General features: G+C 32.5%; 26 protein-coding genes and 1 tRNA gene. 16 read left to right on the top strand and 11 right to left on the bottom strand.

What is annotated here, in order from left to right; genetic code table 11:
- Positions 1-44: 44 nt before the first annotated feature.
- The 5 genes from ABD690_RS10070 to ABD690_RS10050 all read left to right on the top strand — a co-directional run bounded on the left by ABD690_RS10070 (position 45) and on the right by ABD690_RS10050 (position 7,041).
- Complete coding sequence (locus ABD690_RS10070) at positions 45-575, top strand: mechanosensitive ion channel domain-containing protein (protein WP_344730043.1); 531 nt, start codon at positions 45-47, stop codon at positions 573-575.
- A 37-nt stretch (positions 576-612) separates the two neighbouring features.
- Complete coding sequence (gene corA / locus ABD690_RS10065) at positions 613-1,680, top strand: magnesium/cobalt transporter CorA (RefSeq protein ID WP_344730041.1); 1,068 nt, start codon at positions 613-615, stop codon at positions 1,678-1,680.
- Positions 1,681-1,759: 79 nt separating this feature from the next.
- Positions 1,760-4,270 (top strand): PIG-L family deacetylase, encoded by a 2,511-nt coding sequence (locus tag ABD690_RS10060; RefSeq protein ID WP_344730038.1) that lies wholly within the window; start codon positions 1,760-1,762, stop codon positions 4,268-4,270.
- 115 nt (positions 4,271-4,385) lie between these two features.
- The gene (locus tag ABD690_RS10055) at positions 4,386-6,074 is read left to right on the top strand and encodes a sodium:solute symporter family protein (RefSeq protein ID WP_344730036.1); all 1,689 of its coding nucleotides are present in this window, start codon (positions 4,386-4,388) and stop codon (positions 6,072-6,074) included.
- The gene (locus ABD690_RS10050) at positions 6,058-7,041 is read left to right on the top strand and encodes a Gfo/Idh/MocA family protein (RefSeq protein WP_344730034.1); all 984 of its coding nucleotides are present in this window, start codon (positions 6,058-6,060) and stop codon (positions 7,039-7,041) included. Before ABD690_RS10055 ends, ABD690_RS10050 begins: the two co-directional genes overlap by 17 nt.
- A 54-nt stretch (positions 7,042-7,095) precedes the next feature.
- On the opposite strand, the gene ABD690_RS10045 is transcribed toward ABD690_RS10050, so the two are convergent.
- Positions 7,096-7,944, bottom strand: a complete 849-nt coding sequence (locus ABD690_RS10045; RefSeq protein WP_344730032.1) for a DUF2911 domain-containing protein — start codon at positions 7,942-7,944, stop codon at positions 7,096-7,098.
- Positions 7,945-8,171: 227 nt separating this feature from the next.
- Between ABD690_RS10045 and ABD690_RS10040 the strand changes: the two genes are divergently transcribed.
- The 4 genes from ABD690_RS10040 to ABD690_RS10025 are packed head-to-tail and all read left to right on the top strand — an operon-like array spanning position 8,172 to position 10,912.
- On the top strand, positions 8,172-8,678 hold the full coding sequence (locus ABD690_RS10040; RefSeq protein WP_344730273.1) for a glutathione peroxidase: 507 nt from the start codon (positions 8,172-8,174) through the stop codon (positions 8,676-8,678).
- On the top strand, positions 8,678-9,142 hold the full coding sequence (locus ABD690_RS10035; protein ID WP_344730030.1) for a TspO/MBR family protein: 465 nt from the start codon (positions 8,678-8,680) through the stop codon (positions 9,140-9,142). The genes ABD690_RS10040 and ABD690_RS10035 overlap by 1 nt, the downstream gene beginning before the upstream one ends.
- Entirely contained in the window at positions 9,142-9,606 is a 465-nt protein-coding gene (locus ABD690_RS10030; RefSeq protein ID WP_344730028.1) for an SRPBCC family protein, read from the top strand. The genes ABD690_RS10035 and ABD690_RS10030 overlap by 1 nt, the downstream gene beginning before the upstream one ends.
- 1 nt (position 9,607) lies before the next feature.
- Positions 9,608-10,912, top strand: a complete 1,305-nt coding sequence (locus tag ABD690_RS10025) for a cryptochrome/photolyase family protein (protein ID WP_344730026.1) — start codon at positions 9,608-9,610, stop codon at positions 10,910-10,912.
- Positions 10,913-10,969: 57 nt separating this feature from the next.
- Here the strand turns inward: ABD690_RS10025 and murA are convergent, their stop codons facing one another.
- The 3 genes from murA to ABD690_RS10010 form a co-directional block, all read right to left on the bottom strand.
- Positions 10,970-12,286 (bottom strand): UDP-N-acetylglucosamine 1-carboxyvinyltransferase, encoded by a 1,317-nt coding sequence (gene murA, locus ABD690_RS10020; protein ID WP_344730024.1) that lies wholly within the window; start codon positions 12,284-12,286, stop codon positions 10,970-10,972.
- A gap of 6 nt (positions 12,287-12,292) precedes the next feature.
- Positions 12,293-12,934, bottom strand: coding sequence for a DUF4290 domain-containing protein (locus ABD690_RS10015; protein WP_344730021.1), 642 nt, complete (start codon positions 12,932-12,934; stop codon positions 12,293-12,295).
- A gap of 67 nt (positions 12,935-13,001) precedes the next feature.
- Positions 13,002-13,295, bottom strand: coding sequence for a DUF493 family protein (locus tag ABD690_RS10010; protein ID WP_344730019.1), 294 nt, complete (start codon positions 13,293-13,295; stop codon positions 13,002-13,004).
- 80 nt (positions 13,296-13,375) lie between these two features.
- On the opposite strand from ABD690_RS10010, the gene ABD690_RS10005 reads away from it, so the two are divergent.
- The 5 genes from ABD690_RS10005 to ABD690_RS09985 all read left to right on the top strand — a co-directional run bounded on the left by ABD690_RS10005 (position 13,376) and on the right by ABD690_RS09985 (position 17,928).
- Positions 13,376-13,918 carry an AAA family ATPase gene (locus ABD690_RS10005; RefSeq protein WP_344730016.1) on the top strand — a complete coding sequence of 181 codons (543 nt, stop codon included), beginning with the start codon at positions 13,376-13,378 and terminating at the stop codon, positions 13,916-13,918.
- On the top strand, positions 13,918-15,822 hold the full coding sequence (locus ABD690_RS10000) for a RecQ family ATP-dependent DNA helicase (RefSeq protein ID WP_344730014.1): 1,905 nt from the start codon (positions 13,918-13,920) through the stop codon (positions 15,820-15,822). Before ABD690_RS10005 ends, ABD690_RS10000 begins: the two co-directional genes overlap by 1 nt.
- A complete protein-coding gene (gene fmt / locus ABD690_RS09995; protein WP_344730012.1) occupies positions 15,819-16,769 on the top strand; it encodes a methionyl-tRNA formyltransferase in 951 nt (316 codons plus the stop codon). Before ABD690_RS10000 ends, fmt begins: the two co-directional genes overlap by 4 nt.
- Before the next feature lie 194 nt (positions 16,770-16,963).
- Positions 16,964-17,236, top strand: coding sequence for an HU family DNA-binding protein (locus ABD690_RS09990; RefSeq protein ID WP_344730010.1), 273 nt, complete (start codon positions 16,964-16,966; stop codon positions 17,234-17,236).
- Between the two features lie 131 nt (positions 17,237-17,367).
- Positions 17,368-17,928: a YqgE/AlgH family protein gene (locus ABD690_RS09985; RefSeq protein WP_344730007.1), complete on the top strand. Its 561-nt coding sequence runs from the start codon at positions 17,368-17,370 to the stop codon at positions 17,926-17,928.
- Here ABD690_RS09985 and ABD690_RS09980 read toward each other — a convergent pair.
- Positions 17,921-18,766: an aminotransferase class IV gene (locus tag ABD690_RS09980; protein ID WP_344730005.1), complete on the bottom strand. Its 846-nt coding sequence runs from the start codon at positions 18,764-18,766 to the stop codon at positions 17,921-17,923. The genes ABD690_RS09985 and ABD690_RS09980 overlap by 8 nt on opposite strands.
- Before the next feature lie 58 nt (positions 18,767-18,824).
- Entirely contained in the window at positions 18,825-19,211 is a 387-nt protein-coding gene (locus ABD690_RS09975; protein ID WP_344730003.1) for an START-like domain-containing protein, read from the bottom strand.
- Positions 19,212-19,342: 131 nt separating this feature from the next.
- Here ABD690_RS09975 and ABD690_RS09970 point away from each other — a divergent pair.
- Both ABD690_RS09970 and ABD690_RS09965 read left to right on the top strand, forming a co-directional pair.
- Positions 19,343-19,416, top strand: a tRNA-Met gene (locus ABD690_RS09970).
- A gap of 296 nt (positions 19,417-19,712) precedes the next feature.
- A complete protein-coding gene (locus ABD690_RS09965) occupies positions 19,713-20,456 on the top strand; it encodes a hypothetical protein (protein ID WP_344730001.1) in 744 nt (247 codons plus the stop codon).
- Positions 20,457-20,551: 95 nt separating this feature from the next.
- Here ABD690_RS09965 and ABD690_RS09960 read toward each other — a convergent pair whose 3' ends face one another.
- From ABD690_RS09960 to ABD690_RS09940, 5 genes are all read right to left on the bottom strand, one after another.
- Positions 20,552-21,271, bottom strand: a complete 720-nt coding sequence (locus ABD690_RS09960; protein ID WP_344729999.1) for a hypothetical protein — start codon at positions 21,269-21,271, stop codon at positions 20,552-20,554.
- 302 nt (positions 21,272-21,573) lie between these two features.
- Entirely contained in the window at positions 21,574-22,488 is a 915-nt protein-coding gene (locus ABD690_RS09955) for a helix-turn-helix domain-containing protein (RefSeq protein ID WP_344729997.1), read from the bottom strand.
- Between the two features lie 6 nt (positions 22,489-22,494).
- Positions 22,495-23,613 (bottom strand): MBL fold metallo-hydrolase, encoded by a 1,119-nt coding sequence (locus ABD690_RS09950; protein ID WP_344729995.1) that lies wholly within the window; start codon positions 23,611-23,613, stop codon positions 22,495-22,497.
- 28 nt (positions 23,614-23,641) lie between these two features.
- Positions 23,642-24,460, bottom strand: coding sequence for an oxidoreductase (locus ABD690_RS09945; RefSeq protein ID WP_344729993.1), 819 nt, complete (start codon positions 24,458-24,460; stop codon positions 23,642-23,644).
- Positions 24,461-24,846: 386 nt separating this feature from the next.
- On the bottom strand, positions 24,847-25,512 hold the full coding sequence (locus tag ABD690_RS09940; protein ID WP_344729991.1) for a DUF5932 domain-containing protein: 666 nt from the start codon (positions 25,510-25,512) through the stop codon (positions 24,847-24,849).
- Positions 25,513-25,514 lie beyond the last annotated feature (2 nt).

Raw genomic sequence — 25,514 nt, 5'->3', positions numbered from 1 at the left:
CATTTTCTATAGTATCTTTGTTAGACATTAATAAGATTTTTCCCATGTTTGTAGAAACTTACAAAACAGAACTTGTTCAATCTATTATACTGTTTGCTATACTGTATATTATAAGATTTATAGCAGCGTTGGCCATAAAAAAAATAGGACGAAAAAGCGGCATTAACGATGCTAGAATTCACCTTATAATTCGTTATGCAAGCGTAACACTTGTACTCATTGGTCTTTTGGTTGTTGCGGTTATTTTTGGAACCGAAATGAAAGATCTCACTTTAGTATTCTCTTCAGTTTTTGCTGTAATAGGAATAGCGTTATTCGCTATATGGTCTATATTAAGCAATATTACTTCGGGAATTATTATGTTTTTTAGCTTCCCTTATAAAGTGGGTGACAAAGTACAAATTCATGATAAAGATTTCCCTGTTGAAGCTATTATTGAAGATATTAGAGCATTTCAATTACACTTACGCCTAGATAACGGCGATTTAGTAACTTACCCTAACAACCTAATTCTACAAAAACCTGTAACTCTTATTGAAAAAGACGCTATAGATGATGGCCATGATGCTATATAAATATTACTTATCTTTATAAGACTATTCGTTACAATTCATGGCAAAAAAAAGAACAGCAAAGTACAAAAAGCATATAGGAAAAGCTCCTGGCACACTGGTTTACACAGGAGAAAAAACATCTCAAAAACTATTCATTGAGTCTTTTGATTTTAATCCTGATAGCTATAACGAACTAGAGCTAAAAGATGTAGAAGAAGCGTTTAAATTTAAGTCTTCTGATACTATAACATGGATTAACCTTAATGGTTTAAACCATATTGATGACATTGAAAAAATAGGAACTCACTATGATTTGCATCCTTTAATTCTTGAGGATATTGTAAACACTTCGCAGCGTCCTAAAATTGACGAATATGATGATTACATTTTTCTTTCACTAAAAATGTTACATTATGACACTGATGAAAACGTCATTATAGAACAAGTAAGCTTTGTATTATGTGAAAACTCTGTACTTTCATTTCAAGAAGCTGAAGGTGATGTTTTTGAAAATGTCAGAGAACGTATAAGAGAAGGAAAAGGTCGCATTAGAACCTCTGGATCAGATTACTTACTATACGCATTAATAGATGCTATTGTAGATCATTACTATATTGTTGGTGAAACTTTAGGTAATAAAATTGAAGACCTTGAAGACATTCTTTTTAGCGGTGAAGTAGATGAATCTATAAGTCATCAAGTATTACGATTAAAGAAAGAACTATTAAAAGTAAGACGCGCTATTTTTCCTTTACGTGAAATAATAAATCGCATAGAAAAAAGCGAACATAACCTTATTCATAAAAAAAACATTCAGTTTTATAGAGATGTATATGATCACATCATTCAATTATCTGACTCCATAGATATATACCGCGAAATGATTTGGAGTTTAATGGATATGTATATGACTACCATAAGTAATCGTATGAATGAAGTTATGAAAGTATTAACCATAATCGCTACTATATTTATACCGCTTACATTCATTGCTGGTATTTATGGGATGAACTTTGATCACATGCCTGAACTGCATTTCAAAAATGCCTACTACATGGTTTGGGGTATTATGATTTTGATTTTCCTAGGAATGCTATACTACTTTAGAAAGAAAAAGTGGTTATAAACCCAAAGTTAAAGAAACATTAAAACCAGCCCTTTCGCTGGTTTTCTTTTTATATTTATAGCTTCAAAAAAAAACAGCCATGCATAAACTACTACTAGCTCTATTCTTTACTAGTTTTTCTTTACATTTTATAAACGCCCAACAACCTCAAAAACCAACAGCATCAGAAATTCATCAAGACATAAAAAAGCTTAACTTTTTAGGCTCTGTTTTATATCTAGCGGCACATCCTGATGATGAAAACACACGCCTTATTTCGTATATGGCAAACAATGTTCATGCAAGAACTGCCTATCTTTCTTTAACACGTGGAGATGGTGGTCAAAATTTAATTGGCCCTGAAATTCGTGAACTTTTAGGGGTTATCAGAACCCAAGAATTACTAACAGCTAGAGCGATAGATGGTGGCGAACAACGTTTTACACGCGCTAACGATTTTGGATATTCAAAACATCCTGACGAAACGCTTGCTATATGGAACAAAGACCAAGTTTTAAGTGATGTTGTTTTAGCCATTCGTCAGTTTAAGCCAGACATTATCATAAACCGTTTTGATCATAGAAGCCCTGGAACAACACATGGACATCACACAACATCTGCCATGTTGAGCGTAGAGGCTTTTGATATCACAAATGACTCATCAAAATTTCCAGAACAATTACAAACAACTTCTGTTTGGCAACCAAAACGTCTATTTTTTAATACGTCATGGTGGTTTTACGGTAGTCAAGAAAAATTTGATAAAGCTGATAAAAGTAATTTACTAGCTTTTGATATAGGCACTTACTACCCTACTATAGGTTTAAGCAACACAGAAATTGCCTCATTAAGTAGAAGTCAGCATAAATCTCAAGGTTTTGGTAACACAGGAACTCGTGGCACACAACAAGAATATGTAGAATTACTAAAAGGAGATATGCCTGCTGATAAAACAAATATTTTTGATGGCATAAACACAACTTGGAGTCGTGTAAAAGGCGGACAAGCTATTGGTGATATTTTATATCAAGTGGAAGAAAATTTTGATTTCACAAATCCTTCTGCGTCAATTCCTGAATTGATGAAAGCCTATAAGCTTATACAAAGTCTAGAAGACAACCATTGGAAGACTTTAAAATCTAAAGAAATAAAAAATATTATAGCCGCTTGCTCCGGACTTTACCTAGAAGCTGTTGCTGAAACAAATCATGCCACACCTGGAGAAACCATCAATCTGAATATTGAAGCTATAAATAGAAGTCCAATTAATATGACTTTAAAACAATACAACACTGGTATTGTAGCAGTTTCAAAAAATATGACTTTAGGTAACAATACCAATTTAACATTTCAAGAGACCTTAAAAATAAGCAACTCACAAAACGTTACTACACCTTATTGGCTTACCGAAAAAGGGTCATTAGGGATGTATCGCGTAGAAAACCCTGCGTTAATTGGAAAACCTGAAACTCCAAGAATTTTTAATGTCACTTTTGATTTAATTATAGAAAATACACCTATAAGCTTTACAAAGCCCATTGTTTACAAAACCAATGATCCTGTAAAAGGCGAAGTTTACAAACCATTTGAGATTATTCCAGAAGCATCAGCAAAAATTACCGAGAAAGTTATCATTTTTGAAAACAACAATTCAAAAGACATTCCTGTTGTTGTAAAAGCTGGACGCGATAACTTACAAGGAACTGTTACATTAGCTTATCCTAACGAATGGAATATTTCTCCTAAAAATCAAGACATTCATATTGCTAATAAAGGAGAAACTCAAACTGTAATATTTACAGTAACACCTCCAAAAAACCAGAACGAAGGCCTTATCAGTCCCATTGTAACGGTTAATGGAAAATCTTACACAAAAGAGCTTATTGATATAGATTATGATCATATTCCGTTTCAAACAGTGCTTTTACCAAGCGAAAGCAAAATAGTAAGACTAGACATAAAAAAAATGGGACAAAACATTGGTTACATAGAAGGTGCTGGAGATGTTGTTCCTGAAAGTTTACAGCAAATTGGCTACAATGTAACTACCATTGCGCCAGAAAATATTTCATCTGAAACATTAAGCCATTTTGATGCGATTGTTGTTGGCATTAGAGCTTATAATACTGTTGAAACATTAAAATTTAAACAACAAATTTTATTTGATTACATAAAGAAAGGTGGTACAATGGTTGTACAATACAACACAAGTCACCGTTTAAAAACAAAACAATTAGCGCCTTACGATTTAGAACTTTCTCGAGATCGTGTTACAGATGAGTTTGCTGATGTGAAATTTTTAAACCCTAAACATCCTGTTTTAAACTATCCTAATAAAATAACAGAAACAGATTTTGAAGGTTGGACACAAGAGCGCGGTCTTTATTTTCCTCATAAATGGGACAAAGCCTTTACTCCTATTCTATCTATGCATGACAAAGGTGAATCTGCTAAAAAAGGAAGTTTATTAATCGCTCAATATGGTGATGGATATTACATTTACACAGGATTAAGTTTCTTTAGAGAATTTCCTGCAGGTGTTTCTGGTGCATATCGTCTATTCGCAAACATGCTTTCTATAGGAAAAACAACGCAACCTTTAAACGATTAATATGTCTGACAATAAATCCCCTAAACAACCTTGGCTAAAATTATATTCACTTGTATTGATAGCTAACTTGGTTTATATCGCTTTATTTTATTTAATCATGAAATCGTTTTAAGTCATGCAAACATTAGATTGGTTAGTATTAGCAGGAACACTTTTAACCATTGTTGGTTACGGCACATGGAAAACTCGAGGAAGTAAAAATGTGCAAGACTATGTTCGTGGTGGCAATTCTTCAAAATGGTGGACCATTGGTTTATCAGTAATGGCTACACAAGCAAGTGCTATTACATTTTTATCTACGCCAGGCCAAGCGTTTCATTCAGGAATGGGATTTGTTCAATTTTACTTTGGTGTGCCTTTGGCAATGATAATTATATGTATGGTATTTATTCCGCTTTATCACCGACTAAAAGTATATACAGCTTATGAATTTCTTGAAAACAGGTTTGATTTAAAAACACGAAGCCTAACAGCTATTTTGTTTCTTATTCAACGAGGACTAGCTGCCGGAATAACTATTTATGCTCCAGCTATTATTTTATCGGCTGTATTAGGTTGGAATTTAACTTACTTGAATATCATTATTGGAATTTTAGTTATTATTTATACCGTTTCTGGTGGTACTAAAGCCGTTAGCATGACACAAAAACACCAAATGGCTGTTATTTTTACTGGAATGTTTGTGGCTTTCTTTTTAATAATAAGTTACCTGCCTGAAAATATCACATTTTCTAAAGCATTAGATATTGCCGGAGCAAGTGGCAAAATGGATATTCTTGATTTTTCATTCGATTTAGAAAATCGCTACACGCTTTGGAGCGGATTAATTGGAGGAACATTTTTAGCGCTTTCCTACTTTGGAACCGATCAAAGTCAGGTGCAACGCTACCTTTCTGGAAAATCAGTCAAAGAAATGCAAATGGGACTTATATTTAACGGTCTTTTAAAAGTACCTATGCAGTTTTTTATACTGTTAGTTGGTGTTATGGTTTTTGTATTTTATCAATTTAATGCATCACCTATCAACTTTAATCCTGCTGCAGAAAAAGCTATAGAAAACTCATCATATGCTAATGATTATGAAAAATTAAAAACAGAACAAACAGCTGTTTTCAAAGACAAACAACAAATTATAAACACCTATGTATTGTCTAATGATGACACCTATGAAAAGTATATTCAATTAGCCAATGAAGCTGATACAGAAATACGCGAAGAGGCTAAAGTTTTAATACAAAAAGCCGCGCAAGAAAAATTGGTTAGTGTAGAAACCAATGATAAAGATTATGTGTTTATTCATTTTATTTTAAACAATTTACCAAGAGGTTTAATTGGTTTGCTACTTGCTGTAATTTTAAGCGCAGCAATGTCTAGTACCGCAAGTGAACTAAATGCGCTAGCTTCTACAACCTCGTTAGACTTGTATAAACGAAACTATGCACCAGATAAAAGTGATGAGCATTACGTAAAGGCGACCAAATGGTTTACGTTTGGTTGGGGAATATTAGCAATAATAATAGCATGTGTTGCTTATTTAGCCGATAATTTAATTCAGCTAGTTAATATCATAGGCTCCATTTTTTATGGAAACGTATTAGGTATATTTCTACTTGCATTTTTCTTCAAATTTGTAAAAGCTAATGCCGTATTTATAGCTGCTTTAATCACACAATTAATTGTTATTATAGGTTGGTGGTATGATTGGATGCCTTACCTGTGGCTAAATTTATTTGGGTGTGCCTTGGTAATAGCTATTGCATTGATAATTCAAACAACACAAAGAAACAATGTCTCAACAACCTAAAACAATACACTGGGGAATTATTGGACTTGGAAAAATAGCTAATAAATTTGCCACAGATTTACAAGCTGTTCCTAATTGTGAATTACATGCTGTTGCCTCTAGAAGTGAAGAAAAAGCCAACACATTCTCTAAAAAATATAATGCCAAAGTTACCTATACGCGTTATGAAGATTTAGCTAAAGATCCTAAAATTGATGCTGTATACATAGCAACACCTCATAGTTTTCACAAAGCGCACACCATTTTATGTTTAAACAACAAAAAAGCTGTTTTGTGTGAAAAACCATTTGCTATGAATAGTCAAGAGGTTGATGAAATGATTACGACTGCAATAGACAACAACACCTTACTCATGGAAGCGTTATGGACCTATTTTTTACCTCATTATCATTATGCTATAAAAGCTTTAAAAGATAAATTATATGGTGACGTCTTAAAAGTTGAAGCTGATTTTGGCTTTAAACCAAAAATGGATATGTCATCGCGCGTACTAAAAAAAGAACTTGGAGGCGGAAGTCTTTTAGATATTGGCATTTACCCTATTTTTGCTGCTTTATCAACATTAGGAAACCCTAAAAGCATAGATGCAAATGCCACATTTTTTGACAATGGAGCTGATGCTACTTGTGATATCACTTTTACATATAACAATAACATTAAGGCGTATTTAAAAAGCACACTACTTGAGGAAACTGCTACTCAAGCTATTTTTTATTGTGAACACGGAACCATTACTTTAAACTCTAGGTTTCATGAACCCACAACAGTTACACTAGTTCCAAATAACGGCAAAGAAGAAACTATAGATTTTGACTACACGACTATTGGATATAATTTTGAAACAACCCACTTTAACCAATTAATACGTGATAATAAAACTGAAAGCGATATAATGTCTTTTAATTTTAGTAAAACACTAATTCAAACATTAGATACGGTAAGGCACAAAATTGGGTTAAGCTATTAAACAAAAAAAGCGCCACTGTTTAGTGCCGCTTTTTTGCTTGTAACTATATGGTAATTACATTGCTCCCCATTCTTTTAGAGAGTCTTCATTAAACTTAACATATTGTGCGTTACCTGCTTCTTTAGCTGCTGCCATAGATTTTTTTGCTAATTCTATAGCGCCTTTTTTATCACCTGCTTTAGCATAAATTAAAGATTGCTTTCTTAATTGCCAGAAAGCTGGCTTTTCTGTCATTGAAATTGATTTATCAATCCATTCTTTTGCTTGCTTGATATCTTTATCTTCTTCTAAATAATATTCTGCAGACTTATAATAATCTTGTGCTGTTGGTGTACCATTTAAAGCGTCATTGATTGATGCTAATACTTTTTTATCTGTAGGCACTTCAAACGGAATCGCTATGTATGTTTTTTCCCAAATAATTTCAATAGCTGCGCTAGAGTTTGTTATTTGATTAATATCAATTGTAAAAGTCTCTACATTAAATGGCACTTCAAAAGCTTCAACAGTAGCTTTTGCTGCTACTTTACTATCATCCCACTCTTTTGGAGCTCCCCAGTTTTCTGTATCCGTGTAAAAATATACATCCCAAGTTTTCTTTCCTGGTTTTGTAAAAATGGCATAAGCACCAGCTTTAATATCAGTTCCTGCAACAGTTACATCATCACTAAAAGTGATTATTGTATTTTTGTTTGCTCCTGTTCTCCAAATTTTATCATAAGATTCAAGGCCTCCAAAAATTTGACGTCCCTTTACACTAGGGCGTGAATATTCTAAAGTTACATCAGTAAGTCCTACCTTTTGCTCTAATTTACTTGCAGGGCTAGCCTGTGGCGTTGCTACTTGTGCGCTTATTGTAAAAGAGGCAACAGTAGCTAGTGTGAAAAGTATAAGTTTTTTCATAGTTTTTTTATTATTTTACATTATTGTATTACAAGTTATAAAATTAAATATTAGTATGTTTTACTTATGTTAACAAAAGCTTAAATTAATCTTACAAAAAAACTGCTAATAAAACAATACAACAAACCTGTTAAGATATATCTAATTATTATAAAAACTAATAAATGGTTATTATCTTTAAATAAAAAAGAACTATGAATATTAAGCTAACATCATTACTCATTTTTATGTTTTCAATTTTCGCAAATGCCCAAGAACCTAAAACATCTATTTATGATATTTCAATAAATAGTCTTTCGGGGGAAAAAATTAATCTAGCCAATTACAAAGGAAAAAAGATACTTTTTGTAAATACTGCTTCAGAATGTGGTTTTACTCCACAATACAAAGACTTACAAGAGCTATCTGACACTTACAAAGATAAATTAGTTGTTATTGGATCTCCTTGTAATCAGTTTGGAGGACAAGAACCTGGTACAGCAAAAGATATTCAATCATTTTGTCAAGCTAATTATGGCGTTACTTTTTTAATGACTGAAAAAATTGATGTTAAAGGCGACAATCAACATGATCTTTATAAATGGCTTACAAAAAAAGATTTAAACGGGCACAAAAATTCTAGTGTAAAATGGAATTTTCAAAAATATTTAGTTGATGAAAATGGTCATTTAGTTGACTACTTTTACTCTATAACAAAACCATTAAGCAGCAAAATAACAAACCATTTAAACTAATGAAGTTTAGCAAACTATTAATAGTATTCTTAATCATAAACCTTGGAAGCTTAGCTTTAGGAAGTTGGCTCATGAATAATGGCCCAACCTCTGATTGGTATCTAAACTTAAACAAAGCACCATGGACTCCGCCAGGATGGCTATTTGGAGTCGCATGGAGTACAATTATGGTTTGCTTTTCTGTGTATTTGGCTTTTTTATTTAAAGACTACAATACTGTTTCTGTTAGGTTTACTTACGCTTTACAAGTAGTACTTAATGTTATATGGAATTATGTTTTTTTCAACAAACATTTAGTTTTGTTAGGTCTTATAATAATTATAGCGCTCACTTTTGTTATTATTTTCTTGTTTGTAAAATACCAAGTTTATAATTTAAAAAAGATAAGGTATTTACTACTTCCTTATATCATTTGGCTTTGTATTGCAACATCATTAAACGCTTACATTCTTATTAAAAACTAATGAAATTATACAAGTTACATAAAACTCAAAAAATTCCTATATCCATAGATGAAGCTTGGAGTTTTTTATCTGATCCAAAAAACTTAAAAGTCATTACGCCAGACTATATGAGATTTGACATTTTATCTGGTGACGACAAGTCTATGTACCCTGGACAAATTATAGAATATATTGTGACACCTGTTTTAGGTATAAAAACAAAATGGGTTACAGAAATAACGCATGTTAAAGACAATGCTTATTTTGTAGATGAGCAACGCTTTGGGCCTTATAATTTATGGCATCATAAACATTTTATAAAACCTATTGAAAATGGTATTGAAATGGAAGATATCATTCACTACAAACTTCCTTTTGGCGTTTTAGGGCAACTCGTTCATCCGGTTATTGTAAAACCTAAACTAGAAGAAATTTTTAATTACAGACAAAACAAACTCATAGAACTTTTTGGTGAATACAAATAGTATGGCAAACCCTATAAATATTTTTTGGTTTAGACGCGACTTAAGATTAGACGACAATCACGCACTTTTCCAAGCATTACAAAGCGAAAATCCTGTTTTACCAATTTTTATTTTTGATAAAACAATTTTAGAATCATTACCTAAAAATGATGCACGTGTAAATTTTATATATGATACGCTTCAGGATTTAAACAATACGCTACAAAACACTTACAGTAGTCACATAGTAATATATCATGACACACCTATAAACGCCTTTAAACATATTGTAAAAAACTACAACGTTAAAACAGTTTATACCAATCACGACTATGAACCTTATGCAAAAAAAAGAGATACAAACATTGCGTCCTTTTTAAAGGATAATAATATCGATTTCAAAACATATAAAGATCAGGTTGTTTTTGAAAAAAACGATGTCACAAAAAGCGATGGCAAACCTTATCTAGTTTACACACCATACATGAAATCATGGAAGCAAAAATTCAAAAGTATTTCGCTTGAAACATTTCAATCTAAATCATTATTAAATAATACTGTAAAAAGCACACCATCGTCTCAATTAAGCCTTAAAGATTTAGGCTTTGAAAAATCATCACAAAAAATAGCGCCGTATCAAGTAACTTCAAAATTAATACAAGACTATGAAGACAAGCGTAATTTCCCTGCCATAGATGCAACTTCAAAGCTAGGTCCGCATTTACGTTTTGGAACCGTAAGCGTTAGACAGATAGTTAAAAAAGCTATTACTGAAAAAAATGAAGTGTTTTGGCAAGAACTCATTTGGAGAGAATTCTTTATGCAAATATTATGGCATTTTCCAGAAACAGTAACGCAAAGTTTTAAACCTAAATATGATCGTATTGAATGGCGAAATAATGAAAAAGAATTTAAACTGTGGTGCGAAGGAAAAACAGGATATCCGCTGGTTGATGCCGGAATGAGACAGCTCAATAAAACCGGGTTTATGCATAATAGAGTACGTATGCTAGTAGGAAGCTTTTTATGCAAACATTTACTTATAGATTGGCGTTGGGGCGAAGCCTATTTTGCAGAAAAACTACACGATTATGAAATGGCTAGCAATATTGGAAACTGGCAATGGGTTGCTGGTTGTGGTGTTGATGCTGCTCCTTATTTTAGAATTTTTAATCCTACCACGCAAATTAAGAAGTTTGATTCTGATTTGAAGTATATTAAAAAATGGGTTCCTGAACATCAGGAACTAACCTATTCATCTCCAATGGTTGACCATAAAGAAGCCAGAGAACGCTGTTTAAAAGTTTATAAAGCAGCGTTAGATTAAATAAAAAAAGCCTTGATAAATCTCAAGGCTTTTTTTATTATATAATTACATCTTAATTTAATTTCCTTCTATACGTTCTATTTTAGCTCCTATAGCACGTAAGCGCTCATCAATATTTTCGTAACCTCTATCTATTTGTTCAATATTATGAATTGTAGACGTTCCTTTTGCTGAAAGCGCAGCTATTAATAAAGATACTCCAGCACGTATATCTGGTGATGTCATAGTTGTAGCTTTAAGTTGTGATTTAAAATCATGACCTATTACAGTGGCGCGATGCGGATCACAAAGTATGATTTTGGCTCCCATATCTATAAGCTTATCAACGAAGAATAAGCGACTTTCAAACATTTTTTGATGCACTAAAACACTTCCTCTAGCTTGAGTTGCTATTACCAAAATAATACTTAATAAATCTGGTGTAAATCCTGGCCATGGTGCATCAGCTACAGTTAATATTGAACCATCAATATAATTTTGTATTTCATAACCATCAGTATGCGCTGGTATATGAATGTCATCTCCTTGCTTTTCTACTGTGATTCCTAATTTTCTGAATACATTCGGAATTTGTCCTAAATCGTCCCAACTTACATTGGTAATGGTTAGCTCACTTTTTGTCATAGCAGCAAGTCCTATCCAGCTACCTATCTCAATCATATCTGGCAGCATTCTATGTTCTGTACCACCAAGACTATCAACACCTTCTATAATAAGCATATTTGAACCAACTCCACTTATTTTTGCTCCCATGCGGTTAAGCATTTTACAAAGTTGCTGTAAGTAAGGTTCGCAGGCTGCATTATAAATAGTTGTTGTTCCTTCTGCTAATACAGCAGCCATAACTATATTTGCTGTTCCTGTAACTGAAGCTTCATCAAGCAACATATAAGTCCCTTTTAGCTTATCAGCTTCTACGCCATAAAAATAATCTTCACGGTTATATCTAAATTTTGCTCCAAGATTAATAAAACCTTCAAAGTGTGTATCTAATCTACGACGTCCTATTTTATCGCCGCCTGGTTTTGGAATATATCCCTTTCCGAAACGTGCTAATAAAGGACCAACAATCATTATAGAACCTCGTAAACCACGACCATCTTCTTTAAATTCGGCCGACTCTAAATATTTTAAGTTTACATCATCCGCTTGAAATGTATATGAGCCTGAACCTATTTTATTGATTTTTACACCAAGTTTTTTTAATAACGATATAAGCTTGTTTACATCAACAATATCAGGGATATTATTAATGGTTACTAACTCTGGCGTTAAAAGAACGGCACATAGTATTTGTAATGCTTCGTTTTTTGCTCCTTGAGGTTGGATTTTTCCTTTTAATTGATGACCACCTTCAATTTTAAATGTTCCCATGAAGTATTAGTAGCGTTTTCTGTTTCTGTTATTATTTTTTTTATGATGCGATTTTTTGTTAGAAGAATATTTCTTTTTGTTTCGCATTAAGCTTGAAGCATCAGACAAGTCTTCATCTGCATTTAGCAAGTTTATTTTACCATCTGATAACTCTCTTAAATGTTCAAAAATCACATCATCTTCTACCGTATCTTTATTCCAATTTAAGAAACATTTTTTCATGTGGTTTGCAATAGTAAGTACTAGAGCCTCTTTCATATCACCATCTTCCCAAGTACAAGCAACATCTATCATTGTTTTTATGTTATTACCATAAAAACGATATTTTGGATGATTTTGAGGATAGTTTAATGGTTCTGGTCTTACTTGAAACATCTCTTTTGAAGGTTTGTCGTAAGGAGAATCAGCATCTAATTCAAAATTAGACATGATAAATAACTGATCCCATAACTTATGTTGAAAGTCAGGAACATCTCTTAAATGCGGTTGTAAATTGCCCATTATAGAGATAATTGCTTTTGCTACTTTATTACGCTCTTCTTTAGTATCTCGTGTTTTAGCATAATTTATCATCTTTTGCAGATGTCTTCCGTATTCAGGAATAATTAAATGCTCACGTTCTGAATTGTATTCTAAATGTTCTATCAAAATTAAATGTGTAGAGATTAAATATTTTGCACGTAGTATTTATGCAACCGCAAAATACAAAAAAAATCTAAAGACTAATAACGCCTTCTACGTTTTCTGCAACTTCTTTATATTTTGCAATAACGGCATCAGGATTAGCCATTTTTACGTGTATAGAAACACTTGTATATTTTCCGTTTTTAGACTCTTTGGTTGTAATAACAGCGCCTAAATTGTCAAATAAACTCTCTACTTCTTCTACCTTACCAGCAGTTGATGTTACAATAAATTTATATAAATATTCTGACGGCCATAAAGACGTGTCATATAACTGTTCTCTTAATTTTTTATAAAACGCTTCCGATTTCTTCTCTGTATTCATATCATTTTTTCTAAAAAAGCAAAGATACGCTTTACTTTCTATTTTTTTATTCCGATTTTTACATCCAAAACCCTGCCAAATTGAATTCAAAAAAAATAGTTATTACTGGAGGTCCAGGAACTGGAAAAACATCAATTATAAACGAGTTAATAAAACGTGGATACACCTGTTTTGAAGAAGTATCTAGACAAATTATTCTAGAGGCTAGAAAAGACGGTATAGAACAGTTGTTTTTAACCAACCCTTTATTATTTAGCGAACTATTACTAAAAGGTAGAAAACAGCAATTTGTAGACGCAAAAAATCATGATGCTGACATCATTTTTTTAGATAGAGGAATTCCCGACGTTTTGGCATATATGGACTATATTGGCGATACCTACCCACAAGATTTTGTTAATGCCTGTAAAAACAATATATACGATTGTGTTTTTGTTTTAGCGCCATGGGAAGAAATTTTTACAAGTGACAGTGAACGTTATGAAAATTTTGAGCAGGCTAAAAAAATTCACGATCATCTATTACAAACCTATGCTCACTATGAGTACGAGTTAAAAGATGTACCTTTTGATAGTGTAGAAAAACGTGCCAATTACATTTTGGATGTCATTCAATCATTATAATGCAACACCCAATAAACATATTAGAACGCTACTGGAATTTTACAGCATTTAGACCACAACAAGAAGACGCTATAAATGCTGTAATTGATGGAGAAGATACATTTGTATTAATGCCTACTGGTGGTGGTAAATCTTTATGTTTTCAAATTCCTGCACTTGCTAAAGAGGGTATTTGTATTGTTATTTCGCCACTAATTGCTCTTATGAAGCATCAAGTAAAGACCTTAAACAATATGGGTATTAAAGCTCTGGCTTTAACAAGTGGTATTTCTCACAGTGATATAGACACCTTATTAGACAACTGTATTTACGGTAATTATAAATTTCTTTATTTATCACCTGAACGTTTAGAACAAGAGCTTGTTCAAGATAGAATAAGACAAATGAATGTTAATTTAATCGCTGTAGATGAAGCGCATTGTATTTCTCAATGGGGCAATGATTTTAGACCAGCCTATAAAAACATTTACAAGTTACGAGAATTACAACCTTCTGCAAATTGCATAGCTTTAACCGCATCAGCTACACCATTGGTCATTGATGATATTATCAAAGAGTTAGACTTTATAAAACCAAAAATATTTAAACAGTCGTTCTATAGAGAAAACTTGGCCTACATGACGTATCATGAAGAGGACAAATTCTATAAACTAGAGCGCATTTTAAAAAAGTATAAAGAACCCTCTATTGTTTATGTAAGAAACAGAAAGGCCACGATAGATATTAGTTCGTTTTTAGAATCTAAAGGTATTACCTCAACGTTTTATCATGGTGGTTTACCTAACTCTGATAAAGACAATCATCTCAACGCATGGCTTAATGACCAAAAACAAGTTATGGTTGCCACCAACGCTTTTGGTATGGGTATTGATAAACCAGATGTAAAAACAGTTATTCACATAAACTTACCCGATAGCTTGGAAAGTTATTTTCAAGAAGCTGGTCGCGCCGGTAGAAACGGAAACAAAGCTTTTGCTGTAACTTTAAAAAATAAAAATGATGAAGATTTAGTTGTCAATCAGTTTTTAAAAATTTTACCCACTGTACAATTCTCCAAACACATATACAGAAAGTTATGTAATTACTTTCAGATATCTTATGGTGAAGGCGCATTTTCAACACACGATTTTAATTTTAATCATTTTTGCAAAACTTATAATACAAACGCATTATTAACATATAACACGCTACAATTATTAGACAGAAACAGTATTATAAGTTTGTCTAAACAATTCAAGAGACGCACACTTATTCAGTTTATAATAAGTAATAAATCGTTGTTTAACTATTTAGACACGCATGAGTCTCTCAATATTGTTGTAAAAACAATTTTAAGGACTTATGTTGGTGTTTTTGAAAGTGAAACTGCTATAAACACATTGCGTGTTGCAGATAAAGCTTCGGTAAGCGAAACTTATTTATTTAAAGTTTTACAGCAATTAGAAAGCGATCAAATTATAACACTACAAGCATCTACTACTGATGCTCAAGTAACATTTATTCAACCTAGAGAAGACGATAAAACCATAAATAGAATTTCAAAAATCATTAAACAGCAAAGCATGTTAAAAGAAAAACAAGTGCAGGCTGTTTTAGATTACATAAATAATGATAATGATTGCAAAAGCAAGCAACTACTCTCCTATTTTGGTGAAGAAACCCCCACAAACTGTGGTATTTGTTCTGTATGCACAACTCAAAAAAAGGACAACATTAAAGTTGATTTTAAAATCCTCAAAAACGAGATTATTCAGCTTTTAGAGCATCGAGATTTATCATCAAGAGATATTGCCGCATCGCTATCCTATTCTGAAAAAGATATTACACAAACATTACAAACACTATTAGAGTATCAAATTATAACAATTACAAAAACAAACACCTATAAACTAGCACATATATGAAGACGGATTTAAGAATTGTATTTATGGGAACCCCAGATTTTGCAGTAACCACATTAAAAACACTTGTAGACAATCACTATAACATTGTTGGTGTAATTACAGCTCCTGACAAACCTGCTGGACGTGGTAGAAAACTTCAAGAAAGCGCAGTAAAACAATACGCAAAATCTGAAGGACTGCATGTTATGCAACCAACAAATTTAAAAGATGAAGTATTTTTATCAGAACTAAAAGCACTTGATGCCAACCTACAAATTGTCGTTGCTTTTAGAATGCTTCCAGAGGCCGTATGGCGTATGCCTGAATTAGGTACCTTTAACCTACATGCATCACTACTGCCTAATTATAGAGGAGCAGCTCCAATAAATTGGGCTATTATTAATGGTGAAACCCAAACAGGCGTTTCCACTTTTTTTATTGATGAAAAAATAGATACCGGTGCTATGATACTTCAAAAAGACGTTACCATAAACAAATCTGATAACGCAGGGAGTCTTCATGATAAATTAATGACAGTTGGCAGTCATTTAGTTTTAGAAACAGTTAAGCTTATAGCGCAAGGTGATATAAAAACAACGCCACAACCAGAAAATGCTGAAATAAAAACAGCCTACAAACTAAACAAAGAAAATTGTAAGATAGACTGGAACGATACTATTTACAATATAAACAACAAAATACGTGGTTTAAGCCCATATCCAGCCGCTTGGTGCTACCTAGAAAACAATAATACCACCTTGGATATTAAAATTTACGAAGCAGAGATCGTATTAGAAAACCATAATTTTGATACTGGCTTTTTAATAGCCGACAAACAAAATATAAAAATAGCTGTAAAAGAAGGGTTTATAATAATTAAAAAAATAAAGCTTCCAGGAAAGCGCTTAATGGACGCAAAATCCTTATTAAACGGTTATCAATTTAATAACGATGCAAAAGTGTTGTAAACCCTTGATATTGCTCATATTCTAAAAAACCTCGATAAAAAGACTATCTTTATTAACAAATATGCAAAGTTATTAACAAATATCGCTATTTCCCTTGCTATTACTTGCGTGGTTTGATAATCCGTATAAATTTGTATAGGATTTAACAAAAAAAATGTTTAACCAACAATTTATTAATAATTAAATTTTAAATTATGAACAAAACAGATTTAATCGATGCTATGGCAGAACACGCAGGAATTACTAAAGCTGCTGCAAAAAAAGCTTTAGAGTGCGCGTTAATTGAAATTGAAGGAGCTTTACAAAAAGGTAACAGAGTTTCTTTAGTAGGATTTGGTTCTTGGTCAGTTTCTAGAAGAGCTGCTAGAGAAGGAAGAAACCCTCAAACTGGAAAAACTATAAAAATCAAAGCAAAAAATGTAGTAAAATTTAAAGCTGGATCTGATTTATCAAATGCAGTAAACTAATTTTTAACATTTTATGTTTCAAAAAGCCTTCTTCTGATAAGTCAGAATTGAAGGCTTTTTTTATACACTTTAAATAGTAATTTGATTTTTAACAAAATTTTATTAGCTTTAAAATATAAATCCTTACAGATATGGTAACAACAACACCAAAAAAAGGGACTTTGTTAATAGCAGAACCATCCATTATAGGCGATATGTCCTTTAACCGCTCTATAGTTTTACTAGCCGACCATAATAGTGAAGGCTCTATTGGATTTATATTGAACAAGCCTCTAGATTATACAATTCAAGATCTAATTCCTGAAATAAAAGCCTCGTTTAAAATATATAATGGTGGCCCAGTTGAGCAGGACAACCTTTATTTTATACACAAAATTCCAGAGTTAATTCCTGGAAGTGTAGAAATCTCTTTAGGCATATATTGGGGTGGCGATTTTAATAAAGTTGCAGAACTTATTGCAAACAATAAAATAAGCGAAAAAAACATCAGGTTCTTTTTAGGATATTCTGGATGGGATGCAAACCAGCTTAACAACGAGTTAAAATCTAATTCTTGGATTGTTACAGAGAATGTCTACAAAAAATCAATTATAGAGAAAAGCTACGAGTCTTTTTGGAAAGAAAAAATGCTAGAATTCGGTGGCGAATACAGCATCTGGTCTAATGCTCCAGAAAACCCGAGTTTTAACTAGATAAACGTATTTTTACTTGCAGTTTTTGTAGTAGTGACTTTGCTACATCACTATTAAAAATCTTTTTACGATATTTTGTTATTGGCTGTATACCGGTGATTACATTTGTAATAAATAACTCATCAGCTTTTTGTAATTCAAAAGGAGATATAGAAGCTTCTTCTAGCTCAAAATCAGGTAGTGATTTTACAAGATCTATTAACTGTTTTCTCATAACGCCTTTTAGGCAACCATCGCTTAATGGAGGTGTTTTAATTGTCTTACCTTTTACAAGAAATAAATTTCCATTTAAAGCTTCAACGACTTGTTTTGATGTATTTATTAATAAACAATTTTGCAAGCCATTATCATGAGCATAAATACTACCAACAACATTTAGTGCCTTATTATTTGTTTTCAATGTTGATAATAAATCTGGAGAGACATAATAATCCTTGAATAAATCTACTTCATAAGCACCTTCCTGAAGCACGTAAAAATCAGTATCTAAAGGTTTACAGCTTATTACGTAATCTACTTGGTTATTTTTTGGAGCATACAAACCACCTTCTTGTCTGTATACTTGTAATTTAACACGGGCAGTTTCTTTAATTAAACTATTTGCTTCTAGTGTTTTTTGTATTTCATTCTCTAAAAACTCCATAGTAAAAGACATAGGAATATCCATACGTAAAATACGCATAGAAGCCATTAATCTAAAATAGTGGTCTTCCCAAAATAATAGTTTTCCATGAGATGCTTTTATTGTTTCAAAAAGCGCATCTCCATAGGAAAAACCTCGGTTATTGATAGTAATTAACTTTGAGTTATCTGAAAGCGTTCCGTTTATATTTATCATAAAAAAATCCCGAATGAAAATTCGGGACAAATATAGGGTTTATAAAGTATTTAAAGGCTTATGCTGATCCTAATACTTGTTTTAAATCTGTTATTTGGTTATCCCACAACATTTTAGCTTCATCAACTTCATCTTCTTCTGCAAAATCAGTAATCATCACAGATACATCTTTTGTAATTTCGTCTACTTGAATACGCATTTCAAAATAATAATTAGTGTCTTCATCATCAAGCCATCTAAATTTGACACGTTCACCACTTTTTTTACTCACTAACTTGGCTTGCTCTTCAGCACCATCCCAAATAAATTTAAATAATTCACCACGAGAGTTTACATTCTCGGCAAACCATTCTGAAAGCCCTGAAGGTGTTGATATATATTGATAAAGCAATTGAGGCGAAGCATGAATTGGAAACTCCATTTCAAATTTAATCTTATCTTCCATAAGTCGTAATTATATTTTGGACAATATATACATTAATTGATAAGTTTTAAAAATATTTGATAAAAATAATTTTTAGTTAATTTAATGTTTGTGTACTTTAAATTTGTTTTTATATTTGCACCCTCAAATACGGCGAGGTAGCTCAGTTGGTTAGAGCGTCGGATTCATAACCCGGAGGTCTCGAGTTCAAATCTCGATCTCGCTACAACATTAAAAGTCTAATATTAAGGTATTAGGCTTTTTTTATGCGCTATTTACTCATGTTGTGAAATAGAAAATGCTTCTTTTTTGGTTAATTATAGCGTTTTATACTCTAGTAATTTATCATTTTACTTTGTTATTAGAGTGCTATTAAGAATATTTTAGACCTGATACCCCCTAAAGAAGCTATGGAATTACCACGGCTAAACCCTAATATATGAATGATATACGCTGTACATACGCTGTACATACGCTATACCCATTTGATATTTACTTGTTTTTCTCTACTTTAGCCTTGTTATGGCAAGACAAAAAGGTTTATTTAAAATAACGGGCACTTTAGGCGATGTAAATTTTTATGTAATACGCGGTATTGGTTATGCCTGCAAGGCTGGTGGTGGTTTTAATGGTAAAGCCATACGTACTCAATCAAATATGCAGCGTGTTCGTGAGAATGCTAGCGAATTTGGGCAGTGTAGTCAGGTGAAAAAGCATTTTAGACTGGCTTTAATGCCTTTTTTAGAAGGTTTTAAAACACCTAAACTTCATGCTAGAATGATGAGCTTGTTTATGAGTATTAAGAGGCTTGATAACATTTCTGACCGAGGTAAACGCCGTGTAAGTGCAGGGTTAAAAACTGCTAAAGGCAGGCATTTGCTTACTCATTTTGCTTTTACTCCGCAACATCCTATGCTTGATGCCATTAAAATGCATTCAGCTTTTGAGTGGGATACGCAACGGTTGCTTATCAATGGTATTAAGCCCAAAGACTTTAAAGCTCCTAAAGCAGCTACTCATGTAGGTATTACATTAGGTGTTATGGACTTTGATTTTGATAGTTTAAAACACGTATTAATGGTCTCTCCTATCCGTTTTTTAGAGGTAAATACTGACACTACATCTTTTGAGCTATTTCCGGAACATGTTATGGCACCAGAACATACAGGAATTGCTGTTTTAGGTGTACGTTTCTATGAGGTTATTGAAAATGAGGTTTATGGACTGGATACTATGGTTGGTTTGAGTTTACTGGATGTTAATTAACCTTACCTCTTTAATAACTGTCTCTGTTTATACACAACTATCAATAGCCAACTAATCATAATATCTAAAAATATTAAAATAAAGGTCTTATATCTCTAATTAAAAAAGAATTGATGTATGTCAATAATGTCTCCACGACCTATCTGTACTAAATCTTTAGTCTCTTTTAAATACACTCCTAATGAACGCTCATTATAAAGTAATTTAAGCCTTGAAGAGTAATCTGTTACTACATACATATCACCAGATAACTTGAAGAAAGGAATAGCTAATTTCCCATCTACTTTCACTCCACGATTAACAATTTTTCCATTTTTTAATGTTTCAATTAAACTTGATTCATTTTTCTCTTCTGAAGCCACTTTTACATAAGCTGTCATCATCCTTATCCATTCTGCATCATCAATTAAAAACCATTGTACTTTTTCAAAATCGATTCCATACTCGTTAATCCAACCATGACTAGTGAAACCAAAAAGAACGTGTTTTTTACCATCAAGGCTAGGTGTCATTTTAGGAGTAAACTCTTGGATTTTATAGGTTATTACAGATACCGATGAAATATCTTTAAGCTTTTTACCGTCAAAAGCTAAAGTTTTGAGAGAGAAGCTAGTTAATTCTGGATTATTAGACAATATCCATTGAGTAGCAGTTAATTCAGCTTGCTCTTTCATTTGTTCAACAGAAGCAATAGCGGCTCCTATAGCTGCAACACCTCCTACGGCTGCTGCTAATGCAGCACCATTATTTTGAGCTTTAGATTGTTTTGGCATTATTAAAAACATTATAATAATTGCTAGTGCTAATTTTTTCATATAAATATTTAATTATTCATGTATAACCAAGTAATTACATCTTTAGAATTGTTTTCAAAAAGCGTGTTATAATTAAATAACACGCTTTATCTCCCTAAGAACTAATTAAATAGTTTGAATTAAAAAAATTCGTTTCAAAAATATCATTCTTAATAAACAGATACTTACGGTTTACCATAATATTTAAAAATTAGTTCAGAATGTTTGTTAGAGCTATAGTGTTTAAGGTAGCTTTATAAAACAGAAAGAGGAATGAAACAACCTTATTCATTCCTCATATTATCAACCTTTTATCTATTTTTTCAATTCAGACTTTGCCTAAACTCATTGGGACTCATTGTTGTTTTCTTTTTAAAAATTTTACTGAAGTATTGCGGATATTCAAACCCTAACGCATACGCTATTTCGCTTGCACTTTCGGTAGAGTTTAATAGCCTATTTTTTGCTTTTTCAATGATGTATTGATGTATATGGTCTTGTGTGCTTTGTCCGGTTTCTTTTCGTAGTAAGTCACTTAAATATTTTGGTGACATATTCATGGCTTCACCGCAGTATTGCACTGTTGGAATTCCAAACTCAAGTTGTTTATCTTGCTGGTAATAATCTTTTAAAAGTTGCTCAAACTGACTTGCTAAATCCTGGTTGAGGTTGGTTCTGGTATAAAACTGCCTATCGTAAAACCTAACACAATAATTCAGCAATAATTCTAAATTTGAAATAATCAGGGTTTGACTATGCGCATCAATATTTGTACTGAACTCCTTCTCTATTTTTTCAACAATTTCAGTGACTGTTTTTCGCTCTTCATCAGATAGGTGAAGTGCTTCGTTTGATGCATAGGAAAAAAAGGAATAATTATCAATGGTATTACCTAATTCAGATTTTCGAATTAAATCAGGATGAAATGCTAACGACCAACCTTTGTCTTCTTCTACAATTTGATTTTTCTTAAACTCCAGCACCTGATTGGGTGCTGAAAAAACCATAGTACCTTCTTGATAATCATAAGAGTTTCTGCCGTAATTTACAATGGTAAATGGGCAATCATCTTTTAAACTTATTTGATAAAAACCTAATGAATACCTTAAATTATCAACGTCTAGATCTTTTATAATATCTGCAACGCGTATTACAGAAATTAATGGATGCTTTGGTTTTGCTAATCCTAAAAACTGATGAACTTCAGCAATGTTTCCTATTTTAATAATATCTTTCATGGCTTGCTAGTTATACGCTTCTTTTTGCCACCAATTGGTGTAGTTGCTTAACGTATCGTGCTTAATTAAAATCTCTTGTCCTAGCTGTGGTGTTATAATGTCTACGCCTAAAATTTTAGCTTTGGCTTGTACACGATTTATAGGATCTGTCCATGAATGCAAAGCTAGTTTAAAGCCTCCCCAATGAATAGGCATTATTCTTTTTGCATTGATGTCTAGTCCAGCTTGAGCGGTTTCTTCAGGCATCATATGTATATCAGACCACATTTCGTTGTATTGTCCGCATTCTAACAAAGCCAAATCAAAAGGTCCGTATTTTTCACCTATTTCCTTAAAATGCTCTGCATAGCCACTATCACCACTAAAGTAGATGTTTTCGGTATCAGATTGTATAACCCAAGAAGACCATAATGTACTTTGATTGGTGTTTAATTTTCTTCCTGAAAAATGTTGCGCTGGTGTGCAGACCAAATTAAGGTGGTCTATTTGGGTTGTTTCCCACCAATCTAGCTCTGTAATATTTTCGTTTGAAACTCCCCAAGCTTTAAGATGTTCTCCTACACCAAGTGGTGTATAGAAATGCTTGGTTTTTGCTTTAATTTTTAAAACCGTTTCGTAATCTAAATGATCGTAATGATCATGCGAGTATATAACCGCATCAATTTTAGGTAATTGCTCTATTTGTAAAGGAAATTCTTTATTAAATCGGTTAGCTCCCAACAATGGATGTGGCGCTGCAACCTTACCAAACATAGGGTCTAACAAAATTGTTTTCCCATCTATTTGCAGTAAAAATGAAGAGTGACCGAACCAAAACATACGCGCTTCTCCTTTGTAGTTGGCAATGCTGGTACTATCTAATTTGGTTGCTATTAAATCAGATTTTGGTCTTGCATTAGGAACTTTGGTTGTAAAAAACTTATAGGTTAGCGACATGGTTTCTGAAAAACTTAAGTCTTTAGGCACAGGATGTATATTTCGGAATTTACCGTCGTTATATTGTTTTGAATTTTGGTAAATCAATTTCTGCTCTTTTGAAATTGCGCCCCCAAAACTTGGGTAGAAGCTAGTAAACAAAAGGTAGGCTATTACCAAAAGGGCAATAATAGATACTAATGTAATCATTGTTCTTTTTATAATTCTTTTTATCATGTTATTTAAACTCACGCATTATCATATTCTCAAAAACTCGGTCTCCAAACCATTTACGAATAGCTATAGCGGGTTTTGCCATATACCCTTTTACGTATCTGGTTTTTGGTTTTTTATGGGTTGCTGCTTGAGCAATAACATTCCCTAGAACGTCTACATTGGTCAAGCTATTGTTGCTGTACATTTTTTGCATGCCATTTGCAATTTTATTTGCAAAAGTAGCATAAGCTCCGTTACCAGATGTTTTTTTTAAATTATCTGCAGCAATTGTTCCCCAAGGTGTTTTTATACCACCTGGCTCTACAACAACCACGTCTATACCAAAAGGCTTTACTTCTAGTCGTAAACAATCGCTCCAACCTTCAACAGCATGTTTTGTAGCGTGATACCAAGCTCCTAATGGTGTATAAATTTTTCCACCTACTGAAGAAATATTTACTATACGACCAAAGTTATTTGCTCTCATACTTGGTAACACTAGCTGCGTAATACGTGCTAGACCGAACATATTTACTTCAAATTGTCGTTTGGCTTCAGCAATTGGCACATCTTCTACAGCGCCATAAGACCCATAACCAGCATTGTTAATAAGAATATCTATACGTCCTTCTTTTGCTATTATGGTATTTACGCAATTTACAATAGATTCGTCTTTGGTTAAATCTAATGAAATTATAGCAACACCTAGATCTTTTAAATCTTGCATTTGTTCTAATCGTCTTGCTGCTCCGTAAACTTTATAGCCTTGGTTTTGTAATACTTTGGCTGTTGATTTCCCCATTCCTGAAGATGCTCCTGTTATTAATGCTATGTTGCTCATGTGTTTCGTTTTTTAATGATGAAGCAAAACTAGAGCAACTAATTTCTATAGGTGTATGCAAATTGCCAATTGTTGTATACTATTTGCTTGGTTGTTTTTGATATTAACTCGTTAAGCGCTTTTTATACTTTTAGCCCTAGGGTTATAGTGCTTTTTAAAAAATGATATAACAAAAAATGCCTAGTAATATTTACTAGACATTTATTATGTATTTAAAACTTATAATCGAATTATGAAGCTTATATATTAAAAAAGCGCATCATAATGAAACAACGCGCTTTATCTCCCTACATATTAATTATCAATAAATTATTAATTAATAGCAAATCAAATCTAAATCCTTTACTAAACATTACATTACTGATTCCCGTAATGGAGCTTCTTTTTTAGATTAATCCTAAATCTTTTGTAATAGCCACCAAATGCGTGGCATTGTTTGCTTTGAAGTGAATAAAAAGCTTGTTCTGTCGTTTCTCAATAGAACTGATACTATTAGGGCTTACGTTGTTTTGTTTTAAATGTTTACTAATTTGCTCTTTAGAATACCCTAAAGCTAACTCCTTAAGGAGGTGAATATCATAATCATCTATTTCTAGATTATGACTACTTTGAAGCGCTTGTGCTACTTGTGGAGACAGGTATAATGTGTTTTTAAAAGCGCTATTGACGGCTTCAGATAACTCTATTAACCCACGTCGACCTTTACAAACATAACCGCTAATATGATTATTTAGTACCAGGTGCCTAACTTTTTGCAAACGATCTTCTACAGAATACACAATGATTGATAAGCCTGGGAAATCCTTTTTAAGCTCCTCAACAAGTTCTTCTCCTGATGTTATTTTTTGAGTTCTATGGTCGGCTATGTAAGATAAGTCTGTTATTAATAACTCATATGGTTGTTTACTTTTATAAGCACTATGTACTTTAAGGTAAGCGTCATCACAGTATTGTGCCATATCAATTTTAGCGATATTTAACGCCTTTAAAACAGTATGAACCCCTTGGTTTACACTACCCAAATCATCTGATATAAGTACTTTTTTAAACATAA

This window comes from Corallibacter vietnamensis (genome assembly GCF_039537875.1).
Lineage (GTDB): Bacteria > Bacteroidota > Bacteroidia > Flavobacteriales > Flavobacteriaceae > Corallibacter > Corallibacter vietnamensis.
The sequence above is the reverse complement of the archived record's forward strand: the minus strand, read 5'-3'. Positions and strand labels throughout refer to the sequence as shown.